This is a genomic window from Nocardioides nanhaiensis, from assembly GCF_039542785.1.
Lineage (GTDB): Bacteria > Actinomycetota > Actinomycetes > Propionibacteriales > Nocardioidaceae > Nocardioides > Nocardioides nanhaiensis.
Map to the genome: position 1 here is coordinate 339,303 of NZ_BAABIM010000002.1, position 19,407 is coordinate 358,709.

Sequence of the window (19,407 nt, forward strand, 5' to 3'; positions counted from 1 at the left end):
TCGGCGGGTCGCCGACCGATGCGTCGACCGGTCAGTCGACGAGCGCCGGCACGCGCAGGTCCTGGCCGGCCAGCAGGATCCCCGAGTCGAGCCCGTTGAGGTCCTTGATGTGCTCGACCATCTCACGCACGTCGCCGCCCTCGGCACGCACCGAGGCGATCTGCCACAGGGTCTGGCCGGTGCCCACGGTGACCACCTCGGTCCGGTCCTCGCCGCTGGCCGAGGACCCCCCGGGCACCAGCAGGAACACCGCCAGCACGAGAAGCAGGCCGGCCGCCAGCACCACGGCGCGACCGCGCCGGGTCAGGCGCAGGGATGCGCCCGGACGCACGTCCTGCCAGGCCGGGCCGGACTCCTCGCCGGCCGGGGCGACCACGCGCAACGCGGGTCGGGCCGGCAGGTGGGTGACGTTCTCGTCGGTGGTGCGCAGGGCGTAGGTGGTGCTCATCGTGGACTCCTGGGGAAGGGGGTGTCGCTGTCGAGCGAAGGTCTAGTGGTCGCCACCGACAACCTCCGGCGCAACCGGTGTTCGACCACAGGTTCGATCGAACACGTGCTCGATGGTAGAGCAGGTGTTCGAACAGAATCAAGCACCACGCCGAACGCGTGTTCGATCGGCGTGTCGACCGGCCGGGCCGGCGCCCGGGGTGCCCGACCGGGTCCGGGGTCGGGTCAGCGCGCCGCAGCGTCAGCAGCCCGTCACGGGTCAGCTCGGCGTGGGGTCGGCTCGGGGAGGGGTCAGCTCGGCGTGGGGTCCGCGCCGAAGTCCTGACGCTCGCACTCCTCCAGGCCCGCGCAGTCGGCCAGGCGTCGGTAGCGGCTGCGCAGGTCGCCCAGCACGGCGGCGTAGCGGGCGTCACGGTGCAGGTTCACCTGCTGGTAGGGGTCGACGTCGCGGTCGTAGAGCTCCTCGAAGCCGTTCCACCAGCGCGTGTAGGTGTAGCGGCCGGTGCGCACCCCGCGCCACTCCCAGCCGAAGGCGGCCACCTTGCGCGGCTCCGCGGTCCCGGCCTGGGTCAGCGTGGTGTCGGAGAGCCGGGCGCGCCCGGCGATGACCGGTCGGAGCGTCTCGCCGTCGGTGCGGCCCTGCCGTCGGACCTTGCCGAGGACACCGGCGTAGTCGAGGAAGGTGGGCGCCAGGTCGACCATCGAGGCGGTCTCGGTCGAACGGGTCCCGCGCTTGATGCCCGGTCCCCGCATCGACAGCGGGATCTGCAGCGCCTCCTCGTAGGGGAGGTCCTTGGTGGACACCCCGTGCTCGCCGAGCAGGTAGCCGTTGTCGGAGGTGTAGACGACCACCGTGTCCGCCAACTCCCCGGTGCGGCGCAGCGCCCGGATCGCCGCCGCATTGGCCTCGTCGATCGCCTGCAGGTTGCGGATCCGGTGGCGGAAGAGCACGGTCTGGTCGGCCAGCCCCCTCCGCGCCAGCCGCTTGACGGCGGAGGGCTTGCCCGCCAGCCGCGGGTCGGTGACCGACGGCTTGTCGCGGTTCGGCGGCAGCGTCCTCCTGAACAGGCCGGCGTGACGCGCGGCCGCCGGCGGCGGGCCCCACCGGCCACGGCGGTCGGTGGCGTCGTGCGGGCCCACGTGCGAGGCCCAGATGAAGAACGGCTTGCGCTGCCGGGCGTAGGTGGTGATGAGACGGACGGTCTCGCGCGAGATGACGTCGGAGGAGTGGGTGCTGCGCGAAGTCGTGAGCGGATCGCCGTTGTTGACGAAGGTCGACCCGAAGTAGTCGTAGATCCCTCCGGAGATCGGCGACCAGAAGTCCCAGCCGGGCATCCGGCGCGCGTTGCGACCGGGGTAGCCGTTCATCATCTTGCCGACGAGCGCCGTGCGGTACCCGGCGCCGCGCATCCAGGTCGCCAGGTTGCTCGTGGCGTTGTGCCGCATGAAGGTCTCGTACCCGCCGAAGCGGCCGGTGTTGTGCCGGACCCCGTTGTTCTGGGCGTACTCACCGGTCAGGATCTCGGCCCGGGCCGGGCAGCAGAGCGGGTGGGGGTTCACGGCATCGGGGAAGTCGATGCCGGCTCGCGTGAGCAGCCGCCGCGTGCGCGGCATCCAGCGCATCTCCGTGTCGGTCTGGTCGTCGGCGGTGATGAGCAGGATGTTGGGGCGACCACCCCGCGCCGGCGCGGTCGGGAGCATCGCGCGAGACACGTGCGTCAGCACCGGCCGCGCGCCGCCACCGGCCCACGCGGGCCTCGCGTCCGACGACGGACCGGCAACCCCGGCGGCGCCGGCACGCGGGCCGCCGGCTGCAGCACCGGCCTGCGCCGGCGCGGGCTCAGCGCCCCCGACCGCGCAGGAGGAGACCAGGAGCGCGCCGACGACGGTGCCGACGACAGCCCTGACGACAGCGCGGGGCGCGACCCGTCGGCGCATGCCGGTGCGCGGGGCGAGGTGCATGGGGAGAACTATGCAGACCCGGGCGCGAGAAGGAGGACTTTGCGCCCTTCTCGGTCGCCCGCCGCGCCCGCGACACCGGCGACACGCCGTTCGAACAGGTGTTTGAAGTCCGCCCCCGGCGCGGTCTAGGTTGAGCCCATGGCTGCCACCCCGCGCGACAACGCCCGCTCCCGCACATCCGGCAACCGGGTGTCCCAGCTGCCCGACGGCCCGCCGGACGCGACCGGCCTCACCCCGCGCCAGCAGCGCATCCTCAACCACATCAAGGACAGCATCGAGAAGCGCGGCTACCCGCCCAGCATGCGCGAGATCGGTGGCGCCGTGGGCCTCACCAGCTCCTCCAGCGTGGCCCACCAGCTGCGCGTGCTGGAGGAGAAGGGCTTCCTCAAGCGCGACCCCAACAGGCCCCGCGCCATCGAGGTGTTCCTGCCCGAGGTCATGGCCGCGCGCCGCTCGCTCGGTGCCGCCGAGGAGTCCTCCTACGACGAGACCGGGATCGGCGACGCCGCACCGGCCGCCGCCCTGGTGCCGATGGTCGGTCGGATCGCCGCGGGCGGGCCGATCCTCGCCGAGGAGCGTGTCGAGGACGTGTTCCCGCTCCCCCGCCAGCTCGTGGGCGAGGGGCAGCTGTTCCTCCTCGAGGTGCGGGGCGAGTCGATGGTCGACGCGGCGATCTGCGACGGCGACTACGTCGTCATCCGTCAGCAGCAGACCGCCAACAACGGCGAGATCGTGGCCGCGATGATCGACGGCGAGGCCACGGTCAAGACCTTCCAGAAGAAGGGCAAGCAGGTGTGGCTGATGCCGCACAACCCCGACTTCGAGCCCATCGACGGCACCCATGCCACGATCCTCGGCAAGGTCACCGCGGTCCTGCGACGACTGTGATCGGCACGAGCCGCCGCTGACGTGGCGGCCGTGTCGGTGGCGAGCCGTACACTCCGCGGGGTCAGGCCCACCCCGGGCCCCCACCACCCCCGGAGTCCTCGTGATCCGTCGCCGATCCGCCCCTCGCACGCTCGTGCGCAGCACCCTGGCGCTGCTCGCCGCCACCGCCCTCGCCCTCGCGGCGGGGCCCCTGCCGGCGACGGCCGCACCGCTCGCGGCCCCGGCCGCCGTGGCGGACGGCGAGGGCGCCTCCGGCGCGGCCCGCGCCGCGCTGGCCCGCGTCGAGCAGCTGCTGGCACCCGGGTTCTCGGCGCAGTCCGGTCGCGCGACGTCGCGCGACGTCACGATGGCGCTGCGCGACCTGGCCCTGCAGCGCTCCGCGCTGCGCGGAGCCGACCGCGCCCGGGCCGCCGCGTTCCTGGCGCGCCCCACCGACCCCCCGGGCTCTTCCAACCCGGACTCGCCGTTCTCCTACGGCAACGTGCCCTCCGAGCGGGCCTGCAACAGCGAGGTGTGCGTGCACTGGGTCGAGAGCGGGCCCAACGCGCCGAGCCTGGCCGACCCCAACGGCAACGGGCGTCCCGACTGGATCGACACCACCTACAGCACCGTCGCGGCCGTCCACGACCAGTACGTCGCGGCCGGGTACCGCTCGCCGAAGCCCGACGCCGGGCGGGGCGGCAGCAACGCCACCGACGTCTACGTCGCCGACCTCGGGCCCGGCCTCTACGGCTACTGCACCAGCGACGAGCGCATCCGCAACAGCGGTCCTCGCGACGCCTGGGCCTACTGCGTGGTCGACAACGACTACGCCGGCTTCCCCACCAACACCCCCACCGAGAACCTGCAGGTCACGGTGGCCCACGAGTTCTTCCACGCCGTCCAGTTCGGCTACGACATCGCCGAGGACCTGTGGTTCCTCGAGGGCACCGCCGCCTGGGTCGAGGACGAGATGTACGACGGCGTCGACGACAACCTGCAGTACCTGCGGGCCAGCCCGCTGCGCGAGCCGACCGTCCCGCTCGACACCTTCGACTCCGCCACCGGCTACCACTACGGCACCTGGATCTTCTTCCGCTACCTCTCCGAGCGCTTCCCTGCCGCCCAGGGCGGGCTCCCCACCATCGTGCGCGACATGATCCGGCGCACCGACTCCCGGCGCGGAGCGCCCGACCAGTACTCGATGCAGGCGGTGAAGAGCGTGCTGGCCGCGCGCAAGCAGCAGCTGCCCCGCCTCTACGCCACGTTCGCCAGCGCCAACAGGCGCCCCTTCGCGACCTACGACGAGGCGCGCGCCAACCGCTACCCGGTCGCGCCGCTCGCCAAGCGCTACCGGCTCGGCGCCGGCACGACCCGCCGCGGCTCCTTCCGCGCCGACCACATGACCAGCGCCACCGTCCGCGCCACCCCGGCCCCCGGGCTGCGCAACGCGGCCTGGAAGCTGCGCATCGGCCTGCAGATGGCGCCGTCGGCTCGCGGCAGCGCCGCGGTCGCGTCCCTGACCCTGCGTGATGGCACCGTGCGCAAGCTCGCCATCCCGATCGGACCCCGTGGCGGCGGCCGCAAGGTGGTGCCCTTCACGGCCGGGCAGGTCAAGCACGTCGAGCTCACGATGGTCAACGCCGGCACCCAGTACCGCTGCTTCGTGCGGGGCCCGTCCTCCTGCCAGGGCGTCTCGCGCAACGACGACGTGCTGGAGCGCTTCACGCTGCAGGTGGTCGGACGCGCCGGCTCCTGACCCGGCAGGCGTCGGCCGACGCCTGACCGGTGACGGCCGGCGCTCCGGGCGAACGGTCGGTGAACTCGTGCCACCGATCCGGTCGTTCGGGTGACGCCGGGCGCGCGGTGTCGTTGACTCTCGATGTGAGCCCACGCCCCGCCTCGTCCCCGCTCGACGCCGCTCCCGTCACCGACTCCGGTCCCGCCCTGCCCCGCCGGGCCGTGCTGGCCACCGGAGCGGGTGCGGCGGCCGTCGGTGTGCTGGCGGGCGCGGGCGTCGCCCCCGCCGAGGCCGCCGGCCGGCGGGTCTTCCGCCACGGCGTCGCCTCGGGTGACCCGTTGCCGCGGCGCGTGGTCATCTGGACCCGCGTCACGCCGACCTCGGCGAGTCGACCGGGGTCCGGGCGCGGCCCGGCGGTCACCGTCTCCTGGGAGGTCGCCACGGACGCCCGCTTCCGCAGGGTCGTGCGCCGCGGCAGCTTCGCCACCGGCCCCCACCGCGACCACACCGTCAAGGTCGACGTCGCGGGGCTGCGACCGGCCACCGAGTACCACTACCGGTTCACCTACCGCGGGGCTCGCAGCCGGGTGGGCCGCCTGCGCACGGCCCCCGCGGCCACGGCCAGGCCGCGCAACCTGCGCCTGGGCATCGTGTCCTGCGCCAACTGGCAGGCCGGCTTCTTCGCCGCCTACCGGGCCCTGGCGCAGCGCGACGACCTGCACGCGGTGCTGCACCTGGGCGACTACCTCTACGAGTACGCGCCGGGCGAGTACGGCGAGGGCAGCGAGGAGCGCGACGTCCGGCGTCACGACCCGGCGCGCGAGATCGTGAGCCTGGAGGACTACCGGCGCCGTCACGCCCAGTACAAGACCGACCCCGACCTGCAGGCGCTGCACGCGCGCTACGCCTTCATCGTCACCTGGGACGACCACGAGGTCACCAACGACCAGTGGCGTGCCGGAGCCGAGAACCACCAGCCCGACGAGGGCTCCTACCGCGCGCGCCGCGCTCGCGCCCACCGCGCCTACGACGAGTGGATGCCGGTGCGGATGGGTGGCACCGCGGCCCTGCGCGACGGCACCCGCCTCTTCCGGCGGCTGCGCTTCGGCCGGCTCGCCGAGATCAGCATGCTCGACCTGCGCACCTACCGCAGCCAGCAGGTGCGCACCCCCGCCCCGACGCCGGTGCCGGCGCCCACCCCCGGTGTCAGCGACCCCGACCGCACCATCCTCGGCGCCCAGCAGCTCGCGTGGCTCAAGGCCTCGCTGCGGCGCGGCGGAGCGCAGTGGAAGCTGGTCGGCAACCCGGTGATGATCGCGCCGGTCACCTTCGCCGCACTGCCGCGCGACCTCATCGCCCCGGTCAACGACGTCACCGGGCTGCTCCCCGACGACGGCCTGCCCTACAACGTCGACCAGTGGGACGGCTACACCGCCGACCGCCGCGAGGTGTTCATGCACATCCGCGACCGGCAGGTCACCGACACCGTGTTCCTCACCGGCGACATCCACTCGGGCTGGGCGTGCGAGCTGCCCTACGACACCGGCGCCTACCCGGTGGCCGGTGGGTCGGCGGGCGTGGAGTTCGTGTGCACCTCGGTCACCTCCAACAACCTCAAGGACATCCTGGGGGTGCCACCGCGCACGGCCAGCCGCGCCGTGGAGGAGGCGATCAAGCTCAACAACCGCCACGTGAAGTACCTAGACTTCGACAGCCACGGGTTCTCGGTGCTCGACGTGACGGCGGAGCGCGCCCAGATGGACTGGTTCGTGATCGGCTCGCGCAGCGACCGGCGCACGAGCGTGCGGCACTCCGTGAGCTACCTGACCCGCAGCGGCACCGCCAAGGTCGAGCGGGCGAGAGGACCGGTGCGCTGATGTGCGACCACACCACGACCACCCCGCGGGCCGAGGGCGAGGGTCCCTTCGCGGCGGGCGCCGCCGAGATCACCGCCGGACGCCGGACGCTCCTCACCGCGGGCGGCGGGCTCGCGTTCTCGGCCCTGGCCGGGCTCGGCGCCGGTGAGGCCGCCGCGGCGGCGCCACGACGCTTCCGTGACCGCCGCGCGTACGTGCTCGTCGTCGACGGCTGCCTGCCGGGCGAGATCGACGGCGGCCTGACCCCGAACCTGCGCGCGCTGCGCGACGGCGGTCTGCGGTGGCCGCGCGCCACCTCGCTGCCGGTGATGGAGACCATCCCCAACCACGTGATGATGATGACCGGCGTGCGACCCGACCGCAGCGGCGTGCCGGCCAACAGCGTCTACGACCGGCGCGAGCGGCAGGTGCGCGAGCTCGACCGGCCCTCCGACATCAAGGTCGGCACCGTCATCGAGCGCCTCAACCGCCAGGGGTTCCGCACCGGCACGGTGCTCAGCAAGGAGTACCTGTACGGCATCTTCGGCGGCCGCGCGACGCACCGGTGGGAGCCGGCGCCGATCATCCCGATCTCGGGCCACGCGCCGGACGTGTTCACCATGCGCGCCGCCACCCAGATGGTGGAGCGCTTCGACCCGCACCTGATGTTCGTCAACCTCGGCGACATCGACCGCTTCGGCCACACCGACTTCACCGGCCAGACCGTCCAGGTGCTGCGGCGCCTCGCGCTGGCCGGCACCGACCGGCTGGTCGGTGACTTCGTGGCGATGCTCAAGCGCACCGGGCGGTGGCGCCGCTCGGTGGTGATCGTGCTCGCCGACCACTCGATGGACTGGTCGCGCCCCGACCGGGTGGTCTCGCTGCAGTCGGTGATGGACGACGACCCGCTGCTGGCCGGCAAGGTCGTGATCGCCGACAACGGCGGCGCCGACCTGCTCTACTGGACCGGCCCCGGCGACCAGCGCGCGCGGGCCGTCACCCGGATGCGCACGCTGGCGGCCCGCCACCCCGGGGTGCTCGAGACCCACGACCCGCGTCGCTCGCGCTCGCTGCGGCTGGGCCCGGAGGTCGGCGACGTGCTGGTGTACTGCCGCGCCGGCTGGCGGTTCAGCGACCCCGACCCCTTCACCTCCAACCCGATCCCCGGCAACCACGGCCACCCGGCCACGCGCGCCATCCCGTTCTTCATCGGCGGCGGGCACGCCCGGGTGCGCACGGCTCGGCGGCGCTCATCCCCCGACCAGGCCGCGACGATCGACGTCGCCCCCACCGTCGCCTCGTTCTTCGGGCTGCGGGGAGCCCCGCGCGGCGGGTACGACGGCACCGCGCGCCTGTGACGTGCTGACCGGCTGAGACTCAGCCGGAGGAGAGCCGCGCCAGCGCCTGGCGGACCACGCCGGGGTCGGTGGTGGTCCACATGGGCGGGAGGCTGGACTTCAGGAAGCCGCCGTAGCGGGCGGTGGCCAACCGCGGGTCGAGCACGGCGACGACGCCGCGGTCGGTGGTGGTGCGGATGAGCCGGCCGGCACCTTGGGCCAGCAGCAGCGCGGCATGGGTGGCGGCCACCTGCATGAAGCCGTTGCCGCCGGCCTTGTCGGCCGCCTCCTGGCGTGCGCTCATCAGCGGGTCGTCGGGCCGCGGGAACGGGATCCGGTCGATGACCACCAGCTGGCAGGTCTCCCCCGGCACGTCGAGGCCCTGCCACAGGCTCAACGTGCCGAACAGGCAGGTGTGCGGGTCCTCCACGAACTGGCGGGCCAGCTCGGGCAGCTGCGCCTCGCCCTGCGCGAGGGTCGTGAGGTGCGGCAGGCGCTCGCGCACGTGCTCGGCGGCGGCTTCCGCTGCACGGCGCGAGGAGAACAGGCCGAGGGTGCGGCCCTGGGCGGCGTCGACGAGGTCGACGATCTCGTCGAGCTGGGCGGCCGCCAGACCGTCGCGCCCGGGCGGGGGCAGGTGACGAGCCAGGTAGAGGATGCCCTGCTGGCCGTAGTCGAAGGGGCTGCCGACGTCGAGCCCGACCCAGGGCAGCACGCCCTCGCCGGCCGGCTCGTCGGTGGCGCCCGGCTCGACCCGTTCGCGCGGCTTGAGCCCGACGCCGGTGGCGAGGCTGGAGAAGTCGCCGCCCAGCATCAGCGTGGCGGAGGTGAGCACGGCGGTCTTCTCGGTGAGCAGCTTGTCGCGCATGGTGCCCCAGACCTGCAGCGGCGCCACGCAGAGCCGCGCGGGCACCCGGCTGGCGCCGCCGGGGTCGGTGAGCCACAGGACGTCCGAGGCCAGGTCGGCGGCCATCCGGTCGGCGGTGGTGAAGACCTCCTGCACGGTGCCCTTGGCCTGCTGCATGCCCGCGTCGGGCTCACCACCGGCCCCGCCCTGCTGCTTGGGGTAGGCCGAGAGGCAGGCCCGGGCGGCGTCGCGCACCAGCACCAGGGCGTCGGCCAGCTGCACCGGTAGCGCGGTGAAGCGCCCCGGGCGGGCCTCGCCCATCGCCTCGCGCAGCGCCTCGGCGGCGTCGGCCAGCTCGTCGGCCTCCTCCCCCTCCACGTGGCGCTGCGAGCGGCGTGCGGCGCGTTCGACGTCGCCGGGCGAGAGCTCGTCGGTGGCGGCCTGGGTGACCCGGGCGACCAGCTCGTGGGCCTCGTCGACCACGACCACGTCGTACTCGGGGATCATCGGCACGCCCTCGACGGCGTCGATGGCCAGCAGCGAGTGGTTGGTGATGATCAGGTGCGACTGCTGGGCCTTCTCGCGCGCGACCTCGACGAAGCACTCCGTGCCGAACGGGCAGCGGCTGGCGCCGAGGCAGTCACGGTGCCCCACGCTCACCTGGCGCCACTCGCGGTCGGTGTGGCGGGGGGCGGCGTCGCGCTCTCCGCTGCCGCCGCCCTCGGCCTGCTCCTCGGCCCACTCGCGCAGCGCCAGCACGGTCTTGGCCATGGATCCGGACGGCACGTCGACGAGCACCCCCTGCTCGTCGGGGGCGCCCTCGCGCACGCGGTGCAGGCAGGCGTAGTTGGAGCGCCCCTTGAGCACCGCGTAGGAGGTGTCGACGCCCTTGCCGAGCTGCGTGCCCTTCACCGCCTCCACCAGGCGCGGCAGGTCGCGCTCGACCAGCTGGTGCTGCAGCGCCAGGGTGGCGGTGGCCACCACGACCCGCTCGTCGTGCAGCAGGGCCGGCACGAGGTACCCCAACGACTTGCCGGTGCCGGTGCCGGCCTGCACCAGCAGGTGCCGCCCCTCGCGCATGGACTCGGCCACGGCCTCGGCCATCTGCACCTGGCCCGGGCGCTCGGCTCCCCCGAGCGCGGCGACGGCGCCGCCGAGGAGGTCGCGGACGGCGGAGTCGTGGCCGACGTCGGTCTGCTGGGGCACCCGAGCACCCTAGTGCCGGCCACCGACGTCGCCGTCGGCGCTCACCCCGCCTGTGGAGAAGCCCCCTCGGTGGGCGGGCGCGGGGTCAGCGCGCGGCGGGCAGGTCGGCGATCGCGGCGGCGACGGCGTCGCCGAAGGCGCGGTGCCCGGCCTCGGTGAGGTGCAGCCCGTCGGCCAGGTAGGGCAGCTCGAGGTCCGTGGTGCTCAGGTAGGCGACGCCGTGCTGGGCGCTGAGCCGCGCGAGCAGCCCGTCGACGTCGGGCACCAGGGCTGCCCGGGCCGGGGCGCTGGCCGGACCCACGACGAGCACCTGGCGGTCGCCGGCCTCACGCAGCACCTTGCGGAAGCCGGTGGCGATCGAGGAGTCCGAGGCGTCGACGTCGTTGAGGCCCCCCTCGACGACGACCAGCTCGGCCCCTGATCCGGCTCCGGGCAGCGCCCGGGCGGCGCGGTCCCCGAAGGAGACCCGACCGCAGGGCGAGGAGAAGGCGCCGAAGCCGGAGCCTGAGAAGCCGGCGACGTGGACGCGCGCACCGAGCTCGGCCGCCAGGCGCGAGGGCCAGGACGCGGCGGGGCGGTCCAGGCCGAGGCCCACCGACCACGAGTCGCCGATGACGACGACGCGGCGCCCCTCGACGGGCCCGGCATCGGCCGCCAGGCGCGCCGTCGAGGCCTGGGAGAACCGCTCGCAGCGAGCGAGGTCCTCGCCGCTCGCGCGCACGAACAGCTGCACCGAGAACGCCACCATCACCAGGACGGCACCCATGGCCAACCACGGCACCGGGCCGCGACGCGCCGACCGCTCTCGAAGCCCCATTCGCACGGGGACCAGTGTGCGGTCTAGACCGAGGGATTGCGAGCGGTTCACACAATTGTGACCCGGAGGCCCCGGGAGCGGTCCGTGGTCGGCGCCGTCAGGCAGGGCTGACGGCGAAGTCGACCAGCTCGGCGGCCAGGTCGGCGTTGGCGCGGCCGGTGATGCGCGTGCCCTCGGCGGTGTGGTCCAGGGCATCGATCTCGCCGTGCTGGTGCAACCGGTTGACCAGGTCGCCGCGCTCGTAGGGCACCAGCACGTCGACCTCGACGTCGGGGCGCGGCAGCTCGGCCTCGACGACCTCGAGCGCGGCATCGATGCCCTCGCCGGTCTTGGCGCTGACCACGACGCAGTGCGGCTCGCGGGCCCGGAGCCGGGCGAGCACGAGCGGGTCGGCCTGGTCGGCCTTGTTCACCACGATGATCTCGGGCACCCCGGTGGCCCCGATCTCGGCGAACACCTCGCGCACCGCGTGGATCTGGCCCTCGGGGTCGGGGTGGGATCCGTCGACCACGTGCAGCACGAGGTCGGAGTCGGCCACCTCCTCCAGCGTGGAGCGGAAGGCCTCGACCAGCTGGTGGGGCAGGTGCCGCACGAACCCGACGGTGTCGCTCATCGTGTAGACGCGGCCGTCGGAGGTGGTGGTGCGGCGGGTGGTGGGGTCCAGGGTCGCGAAGAGCGCGTCCTCGACGAGCACGCCGGACCCGGTGAGCCGGTTGAGCAGCGAGGACTTGCCGGCGTTGGTGTAGCCGGCGATCGCGACCGAGGGGATCCGGTGACGACGCCGGTCGGCGCGCTTGGTGTCGCGGGTGCCCTTCATCGCAGCGAGCTCGCGCCGCAGCTTGGCGATCTTGTCGTTGATGCGGCGCCGGTCGGTCTCGATCTTGGTCTCACCGGGGCCTCGGCCGCCGATGCCGCCGCCGTCGGCGCCGACCCGGCCACCGGCCTGGCGCGAGAGGTTGCCGCCCCAGCCGCGCAGGCGCTGCTTCATGTAGCTCAGCTGCGCCAGCTCGACCTGCGCCTGGCCCTCCTTGCTCTTCGCGTGCTGGGCGAAGATGTCGAGGATCAGCGCGGTCCGGTCGACGACCTTGACCTTGAGCTTGTCCTCGAGGTTGCGCAGCTGGTTGGGCGCCAGCTCGCCGTCGCAGATGACGGTGTCGGCGCCGGTGCTCTGCACGACCTCGCGCAGGCCCTCGACCTTGCCCGAGCCCACGTAGGTGGCCGGGTCGGGCTTCTGACGGCGCTGGTAGAGCGCGTCGAGCACCTGGGCGCCGGCGGTCTCGGCCAGCAGCGCCAGCTCGGCCATCGCGTTCTCGGCGTCGGTGGCCGACCCCTCGGTCCACACGCCCACGAGCACCACGCGCTCCAGCCGCAGCTGGCGGTACTCGACCTCGGAGATGTCCTCGAGCTCGGTGGAGAGGCCGGCGACGCGCTTGAGCGCGTGACGTGCCTCGAGGTCGAGGGCGCCCGTGGTCGGGTCGTCAGGCCGGTCGGCGGGCTCGTCGCGCTCGGCGTAGCCGGAGGAGAAGTCCGCGGCGGTCTCGGCGTCCTCCCAGCGCTCGGTGCTGCTCAGCTCGTCGGCCAGGGAGAAGTCAGGTGCGTTGCTCATATGCCTCCAGGGTAGGTCTGCCTGGTCAACGCTGGCGAGCGCTTATCGCTTCCCGGCGCCCGCTGACCCGCCGACCCGGCACAGACCGGAACGTTCCCTGGCCCGCCACTGGATCCGACGGCGCCGATCGCCGAGGGTAAAGCCCGGCCCACCCCACCGACCTGCGGAGAACCTCTGTGCGCTCGACCCTGCTCGCCCTGGCCACGATCGCGACGCTCGGCCTGGCGGGCCTGCCCGCCCTCGCCGTCGCCGAGGGATCCTCGACGACCCCGGCGGCCCCCGGGGCGGCTCCCGAGCGCCGGCTGACGGCGCGCGCGGCGGCGTCGATCACCACGACCACCACGACGGTGGCGCCGCGCGTCGCCCGCGCCACCGGCGCGCGGATCTTCCCGGTGGACGGGAGCGAGGCGGGCCTGGGTGACATCGAGGCCCACCCCGACGGCAGCGTCTGGTTCACCCTCGAGGACACCAACCAGGTGCGCCGGATGACCGCGTCGGGTCAGCTGACCACGGTGACGTTCCCGGCCTCCAGCCCCGGCGTCACCACCGTCGCCGACCTGGACGTGGCGCCGGACGGCACGGTGTGGGTGCTCTACGAGTCCGGCCGGATGATCGGTCAGCTCGACGCCGCCGGCAACGGCATCACCTCCGGGACGATCGGCACCTTCGGCCAGCAGGTGCGCGTGGCCCGCGACGGCGTCGTCTGGGTCACCAAGTCCTTCGACTACGACACCGTCGTGCGCATCACCGGCAACACCATCTACGAGGACCCCAACGCGCCCGGGTGCGACGACGCGCTCGGCCAGGGCCGCGACGGGTTCATGTGGTGCCGCCAGGACCAGGGGCTCGTGCGGATCGCGAAGAACGGCGCCAGCGGCGTGCGCTACCCGGCCAACCGGTTCGCCGCCTACCCCTACGCCATCGCCGACGGCGGCCCCGCCGGCTCGGTGTGGTTCGGGCGCTACTTCGGCGGGACCATCTTCACCTCGCCCGACGACGGCGAGGTCGGCTACCTCGACGCCCGCAACGGCCGCATCCGCACGTTCAACACCGGCGAGCGCACCGCCCCCGCGGACCTCGTGGCGGGTCCAGGTGGCGAGATGTGGTTCGCCAGCATCGGCGCCGCCGCCGGCATCGGCCACGTCACGAAGGCCGGCCGCGGCGCCCTCACCCGGATCGGCGGCTACGAGCCGGAGCACCTCACCATCACCCGTGACGGCGCCGTCTGGGCGACGGACCCCGAGAACAACGTGGTCATCCGCGTGCCGCGCAGCGGCCTGCGCACCACCAACGTCGACCCGGGCAAGGGCTCGGTCCTGCGCACGCCGCTCGCGGGCAAGGTCGCCACCGGCACGCGGCCGCTGGTGGTGAGGAAGTCCCGGGTGGGCGTGCCCCTGACGTGCCCGCGCTCGGCGGCGGCCGGGTGCCGTGGCACCGCCCGCATCGTGACGGGCAAGGGCAGGGCGCTGACCCGCACCGCCCGGTACGCGGTGAAGAAGGGCCGCAAGGGCGCCGTCCGCCTGGCGTTCACGGGCAAGGGGCTGCGCGCGGTCCCTCGGCGCGGCACCGCGAAGGTCACGGTCGCCCTGACCCCGCAGGGGGCGCGGCGCGCCACGGTGACGAAGGTCGTGCGGGTGCGACGCTGAGCCGGTGACCGCGTCGCCGTCCTCGCTCCCGCCCCTGCCCCCGCTCCCGGGCGGCGTCCGCCTGCTGGGCCTGACCGGCGCACCCGGCGCAGGCAAGTCCACGCTCGCGGCGGCGCTGGTGAGCGCCGGGCTCGCCGTCGCCACCGTGCCGATGGACGGCTTCCACTACGCCGACGTCGAGCTCGAGCGGCGTGGCCTCCGCGACCGGAAGGGGGCGCCGGAGACCTTCGACGCACCCGGGTACGCCGCCCTGCTGCACCGGCTGCGCGCAGGCGAGGACGACCTGGTGGCCCCCGCGTTCGAGCGCGACCTGGAGCAACCGCTGGCCGGCGCCCTGCACGTTCCGGCGACAGGCCTCGTGGTCACCGAGGGCAACTACCTGCTGCTCGACGAGCCGCGCTGGGTGTCAGTGGGAGCAGCGCTCGACGTCGTGTGGCACGTGCACGTCGAGGAGTCGCTGCGACGCCGACGGCTGCTGGCACGGCACGAGCGGCACGGCAAGACGCCGGAGGCTGCTCGGGCCTGGGTGGAGCGGGTCGACGAGCCGAACGCGCGCCTGGTCGAGCACGCCGCAGGGCGAGCCGACGCCGTCGTCGAGCTGAGCAGCTGGTAGCCGTCTCCCGGCATGGGGGCGCAGGCCACGCTTGACTTCAACTCAACTTGAAGTTGCAGGCTGAGCGCACCTCAACCGAAGGAGCGCACCATGCCCGTCGCCGTCATCACCGGAGCCTCTCGCGGGCTCGGCCAGGCCCTCGCCCGCTCGCTCGACCGACGGGGGTGGCACCTGGTCCTCGACGGCCGGGACGCCGCCGCCCTGGAGGCGTCCACCGGCCAGCTGGCGCACGGACCGCACCGAGTGGTCCCCGGCGACGTGACCGACCCCCGCCACCGCGCAACGCTCGTGACCGCCGCCGCCGCGCTGGGCGGGGCGGCGGCGCTGGTCAACAACGCCAGCACCCTGGGCGCGAGCCCCCTCCCCCGGCTGGAGGAGCTCGAGCCCGACACCTTCGAGCACGTGCTGCGCACCAACCTGGTGGCACCGGTGGCGCTCACCGCCGCCCTGCTGCCGCAGCTGCGCGAGCACGGCGGCCGGGTGCTGGTCTCAGCTCCGACGCCGCGGTCGAGCCCTACCCGAGCTGGGGAGGCTACGGCGCCTCCAAGGCCGCCCTCGACCACGCGAGCGCCGTGCTCGCCGTCGAGGAACCTGGGGTGCGGGTCTACGCGGTCGACCCAGGCGACCTGCGCACCGCCATGCACCAGGCCGCGTTCCCGGGCGAGGACATCAGCGACCGGCCGTTGCCCGAGACCGTGGTGCCGGCGCTGCTGCGCCTGCTGGAGCAGTCGCTCGACGACGCACCGCCGAGCGGCCGGTACCGCGCCGCAGACCTGCTGGTGACGGCGTGAGCAGCGCTCTCGCCCCACCGCGCTTCGCGCTCCCGCCCGGCAGCGACGCCGCGACGCCGCCCGAGGCCCGCGGGCTGGCCCGCGACCAGGTGCGCCTCGCCGTCGCCCGGCCCGACGACGTCCGTCATGCGCGCGCCGAGGACCTGCCGGCACACCTGGAGGCCGGCGACCTGCTCGTCGTCAACACCAGCGCCACCCTGCCCTCGGCGCTCGTCGCCCGACGTCGCGGCTCCACCGCCGACTGGGGGCTGCACGTATCGACCGCGCTCGCGGACGGCTCGTGGGTGGTGGAGCTGCGACGACCCGACCGCGCCGGGCCGGCCACCCCGGAACCCGGCGAGGTGCTGCACCTGCCCGACGGCGTGCGCCTGCACCTGCAGGCGCCGCACCCGGCCGGCCAGCAGCGGCTGTGGCGCGCCGTCACGCACCCGCGGGTCGACCGCGTGCCCTACCTGCGAGAGCACGGCTCTCCGATCCGCTACCCCTACGTGCGCGGGCACTGGCCGATCGAGGCGCTGCAGAACGTGTACGCCGAGCAGCCGGGCAGTGCCGAGATGGCCAGCGCGGGCCGGCCGTTGAGCGAGCGGTTGCTCGTGCGGCTCATGGCGCGCGGCGTCGTCGTCGCGCCGCTGGTGCTGCACACGGGGGTGGCCTCCCAGGAGGCGCACGAGCCCCCGCAGCCGGAGTGGTTCGAGGTGCCGGAGACCACCGCGCGGCTGGTGGCCGGGACCCGGGCAGCGGGCGCCCGCGTGGTGGCGGTCGGCACCACGGTGGTGCGTGCGCTCGAGTCGGCCGCGCTCCGTGCCGGCGACGGTCCGCTGGCCGGCGTCAGCGGCTGGACCGACCTGGTGCTCGGACGGCGTCCGGGCACCCGGCGCGCGCGGATCGTCACCGGCCTGCTCACCGGCCTGCACGAGCCGGAGGCCAGTCACCTCGACCTGCTCGAGGCCGTGGCCGGCGCTCCGCTCGTGACCGCGGCGTACGACGCCGTCGCCCACACCGACGCCGTCGGCCCGCGCTACCTGTGGCACGAGTTCGGCGACTCGATGCTGCTGCTGCCCTGACGGGTCAGCGCCGAGGCGAGCCGATCCCTCGCTGCTCCTCGGGCTCCAGGGTGGTGCGCCACAGCGAGGCACCCGAGGAGTCGTGCAGCGTCACGGTCAGCTCCCCGGTCGCGGCGATGGCCACGTGCCCGAAGAACTGACGCCCCGCCCGGGGCGACATGGGCACCGGCATCCGGTCGTTGCCCCGCGAGAAGGCCACCTGCGGGCCGAAGGTGCGGTCCAGGACGTCGTCCTTGCGGCCGAACGTGCCTCCGGCGAGCGGCCCCGACACGAACTCCCAGAACGGGTGGAAGTCGGTGAAGGCCGCGCGGTCGGGGTGGTAGTGGTGCGCCGCGGTGTAGTGCACGTCGGCGGTCAGCCACACCACGTTGCGCACCCCGCGGACCTGCAGCGCCGCGAGCACCCGCGCCAGCTCGTGCTCGCGGCCGCGCGGCGCGCCGTCGATGCCGTTGGAGGGGCCGTCGAGGTCGTCGTCGTGGTGCGAGGGGATCGAGAGCGGGAGGTCGGCCGAGACCACCTTCCACGTCGCACGCGAGGCGGCCAGCGACTCCACCAGCCACCGCTCCTGCGCAGGCCCCAGGATGCCGGTCGGGCCCTCGGCGGAGTCGGGGTTGGCGCCGCGGTAGGAGCGCATGTCGAGGCAGAACACGTCGAGGTGCCGACCCCGCGGCACCCGTCGGTAGATGCGCCCGGGGGCGAAGCCGCTCCCGTCGTCGCCGACCAGGCGCCGCACCGGCACCGGCTGGTACTCCTGCCAGGCGCGGCGGGCACGGCGCGCGAGGACGTCGACGCGCCGCTCGCGGTAGCGCTCGTCGTCGTGCAGCTCGCCGGGGTACCAGTTGTTGACGGTCTCGTGGTCGTCCCACTGCGCGATCGTGGGCACCTCGGAGTAGAGGGCCCGCACGTGCTCGTCGAGCAGCGGGTAGCGGTGGCGGCCGCGGAAGTCCTCGAGGGTCTCGGCCACCTTGGTCACCGCCTCGGTGAGCTGGTTGCGCCACACGTCGCCGGAGGCCTCGAGCACCGTCTCCTCCATCGGCTCGTCGGCGTAGATGGTGTCGCCTGAGTGGATGAAGAAGTCGGGCCGGGTGGCGAGCATCGCCCGGTAGGTGGTGAGTCCGCCGAGCTCGGGATTGATGCCCCACCCCTGTCCGCACGTGTCCCCGGACCACACGAACGACTGGGCCGCCTCGTGCACCGGCGCCGTGCGGAACGTGACCCGGTCGCGCGTCGTCTCGCTGCCGTCGGGGGCGGCGAACCACACCGTCGCCTCGTAGTCGCGCCCCGGCGCCAACCCGGCGAGCTGCACGCGGGCGGTGCCGTCGGCGCGACGGTCGGTCCACGGGCCGCGCACGCGACGCAGCACCCGGCCGCCGCTGCTCAGCCTCACCTGCAGCCGCCCGTCACGTGGGGTCCTGGCCCACACGACCGCGCTGTCGGTGGTCACCTCGCCCGTGCGCGTGCCGGCGACCAGGTGGTCGCGCTCGCGCAGGAACGTGGGGGTGCCCCCTGCCAGGCGTGCCGCCACCAGCCCCGGTGCCGCACCGAGGGCCAGCCCCGCCGCCAACGCGCTGCGGCGGCCCAGCCGGTGGCCGCGCTCCTCGAGCACCCCGCCCCGGGAGTACGGCGAGGGCGGCACCGCGCTGGCACCGCGACGTCGCAGGTGGAGAACCGGCTGCCCGAGCTGCCCCATGCCGACCACGCTCCCGGCCGCCGGGAACCTGCGGCGGACCTGGGGGTGACGGCTCCCCCAACTCCCGCGGACGTCCCCGTGCCGCCGCCTGCCCCTCACTAGGGTGACGGGGTGAGCAGGTGGCCGGGGTGGGTGTACGCGGACGGCGAGGAGCCGGACTACCGCTTCAGCCTCGCCAACGAGCGCACGCTGCTCGCCTGGCTGCGCACCGCGCTCGCGCTGCTGGCGGCCGGCGTCGCCGTCGACACCATCGACCTCTCGATGGCCGCGGCCGCCCAGACCGCCCTGGCCGCCGGCCTGGTCGTGCTGGCGCTGCTGTGCGCCGGCGCCTCGTGGTGGCGCTGGGCGCGCGCCGAGCGGGCGATCAGACGCCGCGAGCCGCTGCCCGCCGCCGGCCTGGGACTCGTGCTGGCCGTCGGCGTCGTGCTGGCGGGGGCCCTGGTGCTGGTGGTCGTGCTCGCCGGCGCGGGCGGTACCGCGTGACGGCGCCCGCCGTCGACCCCGACCCGGGCACCGCCCGCTCTCGCACCGTCCTGGCGTGGCAGCGCACGGCCCTCTCGGTGGCCGCCGGCACCCTGCTGCTGGTGCGGCTGGGCTACGACGAGCTCGGCCCGGTGGTGCTGGTGGGCCTGCTCGGCCTCCCCCTCGCGGCCTGGGTGCTCGTGCACGGCACCCGCGCGCGGGCCTCGGCCCCGGGGCTCGCCGGCGCGCTGCTGGCTCTCGCCGTCACGGCGCTGTGCCTCACCGAGCTGCTCGTGCTCGTCGACCCGTCGTGAACATGCGTCAACAAGACACCGACCCGGCCTGAATACGCGTCAACAGCGCGCCGACCCGGCGTCGGACGGGACGGGTCGGCGCTCCATCCGTGCGCACTCACGCCAGGTCAGCGCCCCACCCGTGCGCACTCACGCCAGGTC

General features: G+C 74.4%; 15 protein-coding genes and 2 pseudogenes. 11 read left to right on the forward strand and 6 right to left on the reverse strand.

The features are described from left to right. Positions 1-31 precede the first annotated feature (31 nt). Together ABD948_RS09770 and ABD948_RS09775 are read right to left on the reverse strand one after the other, a co-directional pair. Positions 32-448: a LysM peptidoglycan-binding domain-containing protein gene (locus ABD948_RS09770; RefSeq protein WP_345265208.1), complete on the reverse strand. Its 417-nt coding sequence runs from the start codon at positions 446-448 to the stop codon at positions 32-34. Positions 449-738: 290 nt separating this feature from the next. Next, complete coding sequence (locus ABD948_RS09775; RefSeq protein WP_345265209.1) at positions 739-2,409, reverse strand: sulfatase family protein; 1,671 nt, start codon at positions 2,407-2,409, stop codon at positions 739-741. 138 nt (positions 2,410-2,547) lie between these two features. On the opposite strand from ABD948_RS09775, the gene lexA reads away from it, so the two are divergent. The 4 genes from lexA to ABD948_RS09795 all read left to right on the forward strand — a co-directional run bounded on the left by lexA (position 2,548) and on the right by ABD948_RS09795 (position 8,231). Then, the gene (lexA, locus tag ABD948_RS09780) at positions 2,548-3,297 is read left to right on the forward strand and encodes a transcriptional repressor LexA (RefSeq protein ID WP_345265211.1); all 750 of its coding nucleotides are present in this window, start codon (positions 2,548-2,550) and stop codon (positions 3,295-3,297) included. A 100-nt stretch (positions 3,298-3,397) separates the two neighbouring features. Further along, positions 3,398-5,035 (forward strand): MXAN_6640 family putative metalloprotease, encoded by a 1,638-nt coding sequence (locus ABD948_RS09785; protein ID WP_345265213.1) that lies wholly within the window; start codon positions 3,398-3,400, stop codon positions 5,033-5,035. Between the two features lie 125 nt (positions 5,036-5,160). Then, positions 5,161-6,894, forward strand: coding sequence for an alkaline phosphatase D family protein (locus ABD948_RS09790; RefSeq protein WP_345265215.1), 1,734 nt, complete (start codon positions 5,161-5,163; stop codon positions 6,892-6,894). Continuing rightward, entirely contained in the window at positions 6,894-8,231 is a 1,338-nt protein-coding gene (locus ABD948_RS09795; protein WP_345265217.1) for an alkaline phosphatase family protein, read from the forward strand. Before ABD948_RS09790 ends, ABD948_RS09795 begins: the two co-directional genes overlap by 1 nt. Positions 8,232-8,250: 19 nt before the next feature. On the opposite strand, the gene ABD948_RS09800 is transcribed toward ABD948_RS09795, so the two are convergent. The 3 genes from ABD948_RS09800 to hflX all read right to left on the reverse strand — a co-directional run bounded on the left by ABD948_RS09800 (position 8,251) and on the right by hflX (position 12,686). Next, positions 8,251-10,161, reverse strand: coding sequence for an ATP-dependent DNA helicase (locus ABD948_RS09800; protein WP_425576588.1), 1,911 nt, complete (start codon positions 10,159-10,161; stop codon positions 8,251-8,253). 187 nt (positions 10,162-10,348) lie between these two features. Continuing rightward, a complete protein-coding gene (locus tag ABD948_RS09805; RefSeq protein ID WP_345265221.1) occupies positions 10,349-11,029 on the reverse strand; it encodes an SGNH/GDSL hydrolase family protein in 681 nt (226 codons plus the stop codon). Between the two features lie 148 nt (positions 11,030-11,177). Next, the gene (gene hflX, locus ABD948_RS09810; protein ID WP_345265223.1) at positions 11,178-12,686 is read right to left on the reverse strand and encodes a GTPase HflX; all 1,509 of its coding nucleotides are present in this window, start codon (positions 12,684-12,686) and stop codon (positions 11,178-11,180) included. A 176-nt stretch (positions 12,687-12,862) separates the two neighbouring features. Between hflX and ABD948_RS09815 the strand changes: the two genes are divergently transcribed. The 5 genes and pseudogenes from ABD948_RS09815 to ABD948_RS09835 all read left to right on the forward strand — a co-directional run bounded on the left by ABD948_RS09815 (position 12,863) and on the right by ABD948_RS09835 (position 16,800). Next, on the forward strand, positions 12,863-14,332 hold the full coding sequence (locus ABD948_RS09815) for a Vgb family protein (protein ID WP_345265224.1): 1,470 nt from the start codon (positions 12,863-12,865) through the stop codon (positions 14,330-14,332). Between the two features lie 4 nt (positions 14,333-14,336). Next, on the forward strand, positions 14,337-14,945 hold the full coding sequence (locus ABD948_RS09820) for a nucleoside/nucleotide kinase family protein (protein WP_345265226.1): 609 nt from the start codon (positions 14,337-14,339) through the stop codon (positions 14,943-14,945). 90 nt (positions 14,946-15,035) lie between these two features. Then, positions 15,036-15,371 (forward strand): annotated as a pseudogene (locus ABD948_RS09825) (SDR family NAD(P)-dependent oxidoreductase); the annotation flags it as partial. 125 nt (positions 15,372-15,496) lie between these two features. Beyond that, a pseudogene (locus ABD948_RS09830) lies at positions 15,497-15,736 on the forward strand (short-chain dehydrogenase); the annotation flags it as partial. Continuing rightward, a complete protein-coding gene (locus ABD948_RS09835; protein WP_345265228.1) occupies positions 15,733-16,800 on the forward strand; it encodes an S-adenosylmethionine:tRNA ribosyltransferase-isomerase in 1,068 nt (355 codons plus the stop codon). The pseudogene ABD948_RS09830 and the gene ABD948_RS09835, both read left to right, overlap by 4 nt. A gap of 4 nt (positions 16,801-16,804) precedes the next feature. Here the strand turns inward: ABD948_RS09835 and ABD948_RS09840 are convergent, their stop codons facing one another. Next, complete coding sequence (locus tag ABD948_RS09840) at positions 16,805-18,490, reverse strand: alkaline phosphatase D family protein (RefSeq protein WP_345265230.1); 1,686 nt, start codon at positions 18,488-18,490, stop codon at positions 16,805-16,807. Between the two features lie 111 nt (positions 18,491-18,601). On the opposite strand from ABD948_RS09840, the gene ABD948_RS09845 reads away from it, so the two are divergent. Both ABD948_RS09845 and ABD948_RS09850 read left to right on the forward strand, forming a co-directional pair. Beyond that, entirely contained in the window at positions 18,602-18,973 is a 372-nt protein-coding gene (locus tag ABD948_RS09845; RefSeq protein WP_345265232.1) for a DUF202 domain-containing protein, read from the forward strand. After that, entirely contained in the window at positions 18,970-19,266 is a 297-nt protein-coding gene (locus ABD948_RS09850) for a DUF202 domain-containing protein (RefSeq protein ID WP_345265234.1), read from the forward strand. The genes ABD948_RS09845 and ABD948_RS09850 overlap by 4 nt, the downstream gene beginning before the upstream one ends. Positions 19,267-19,407: the final 141 nt, after the last annotated feature.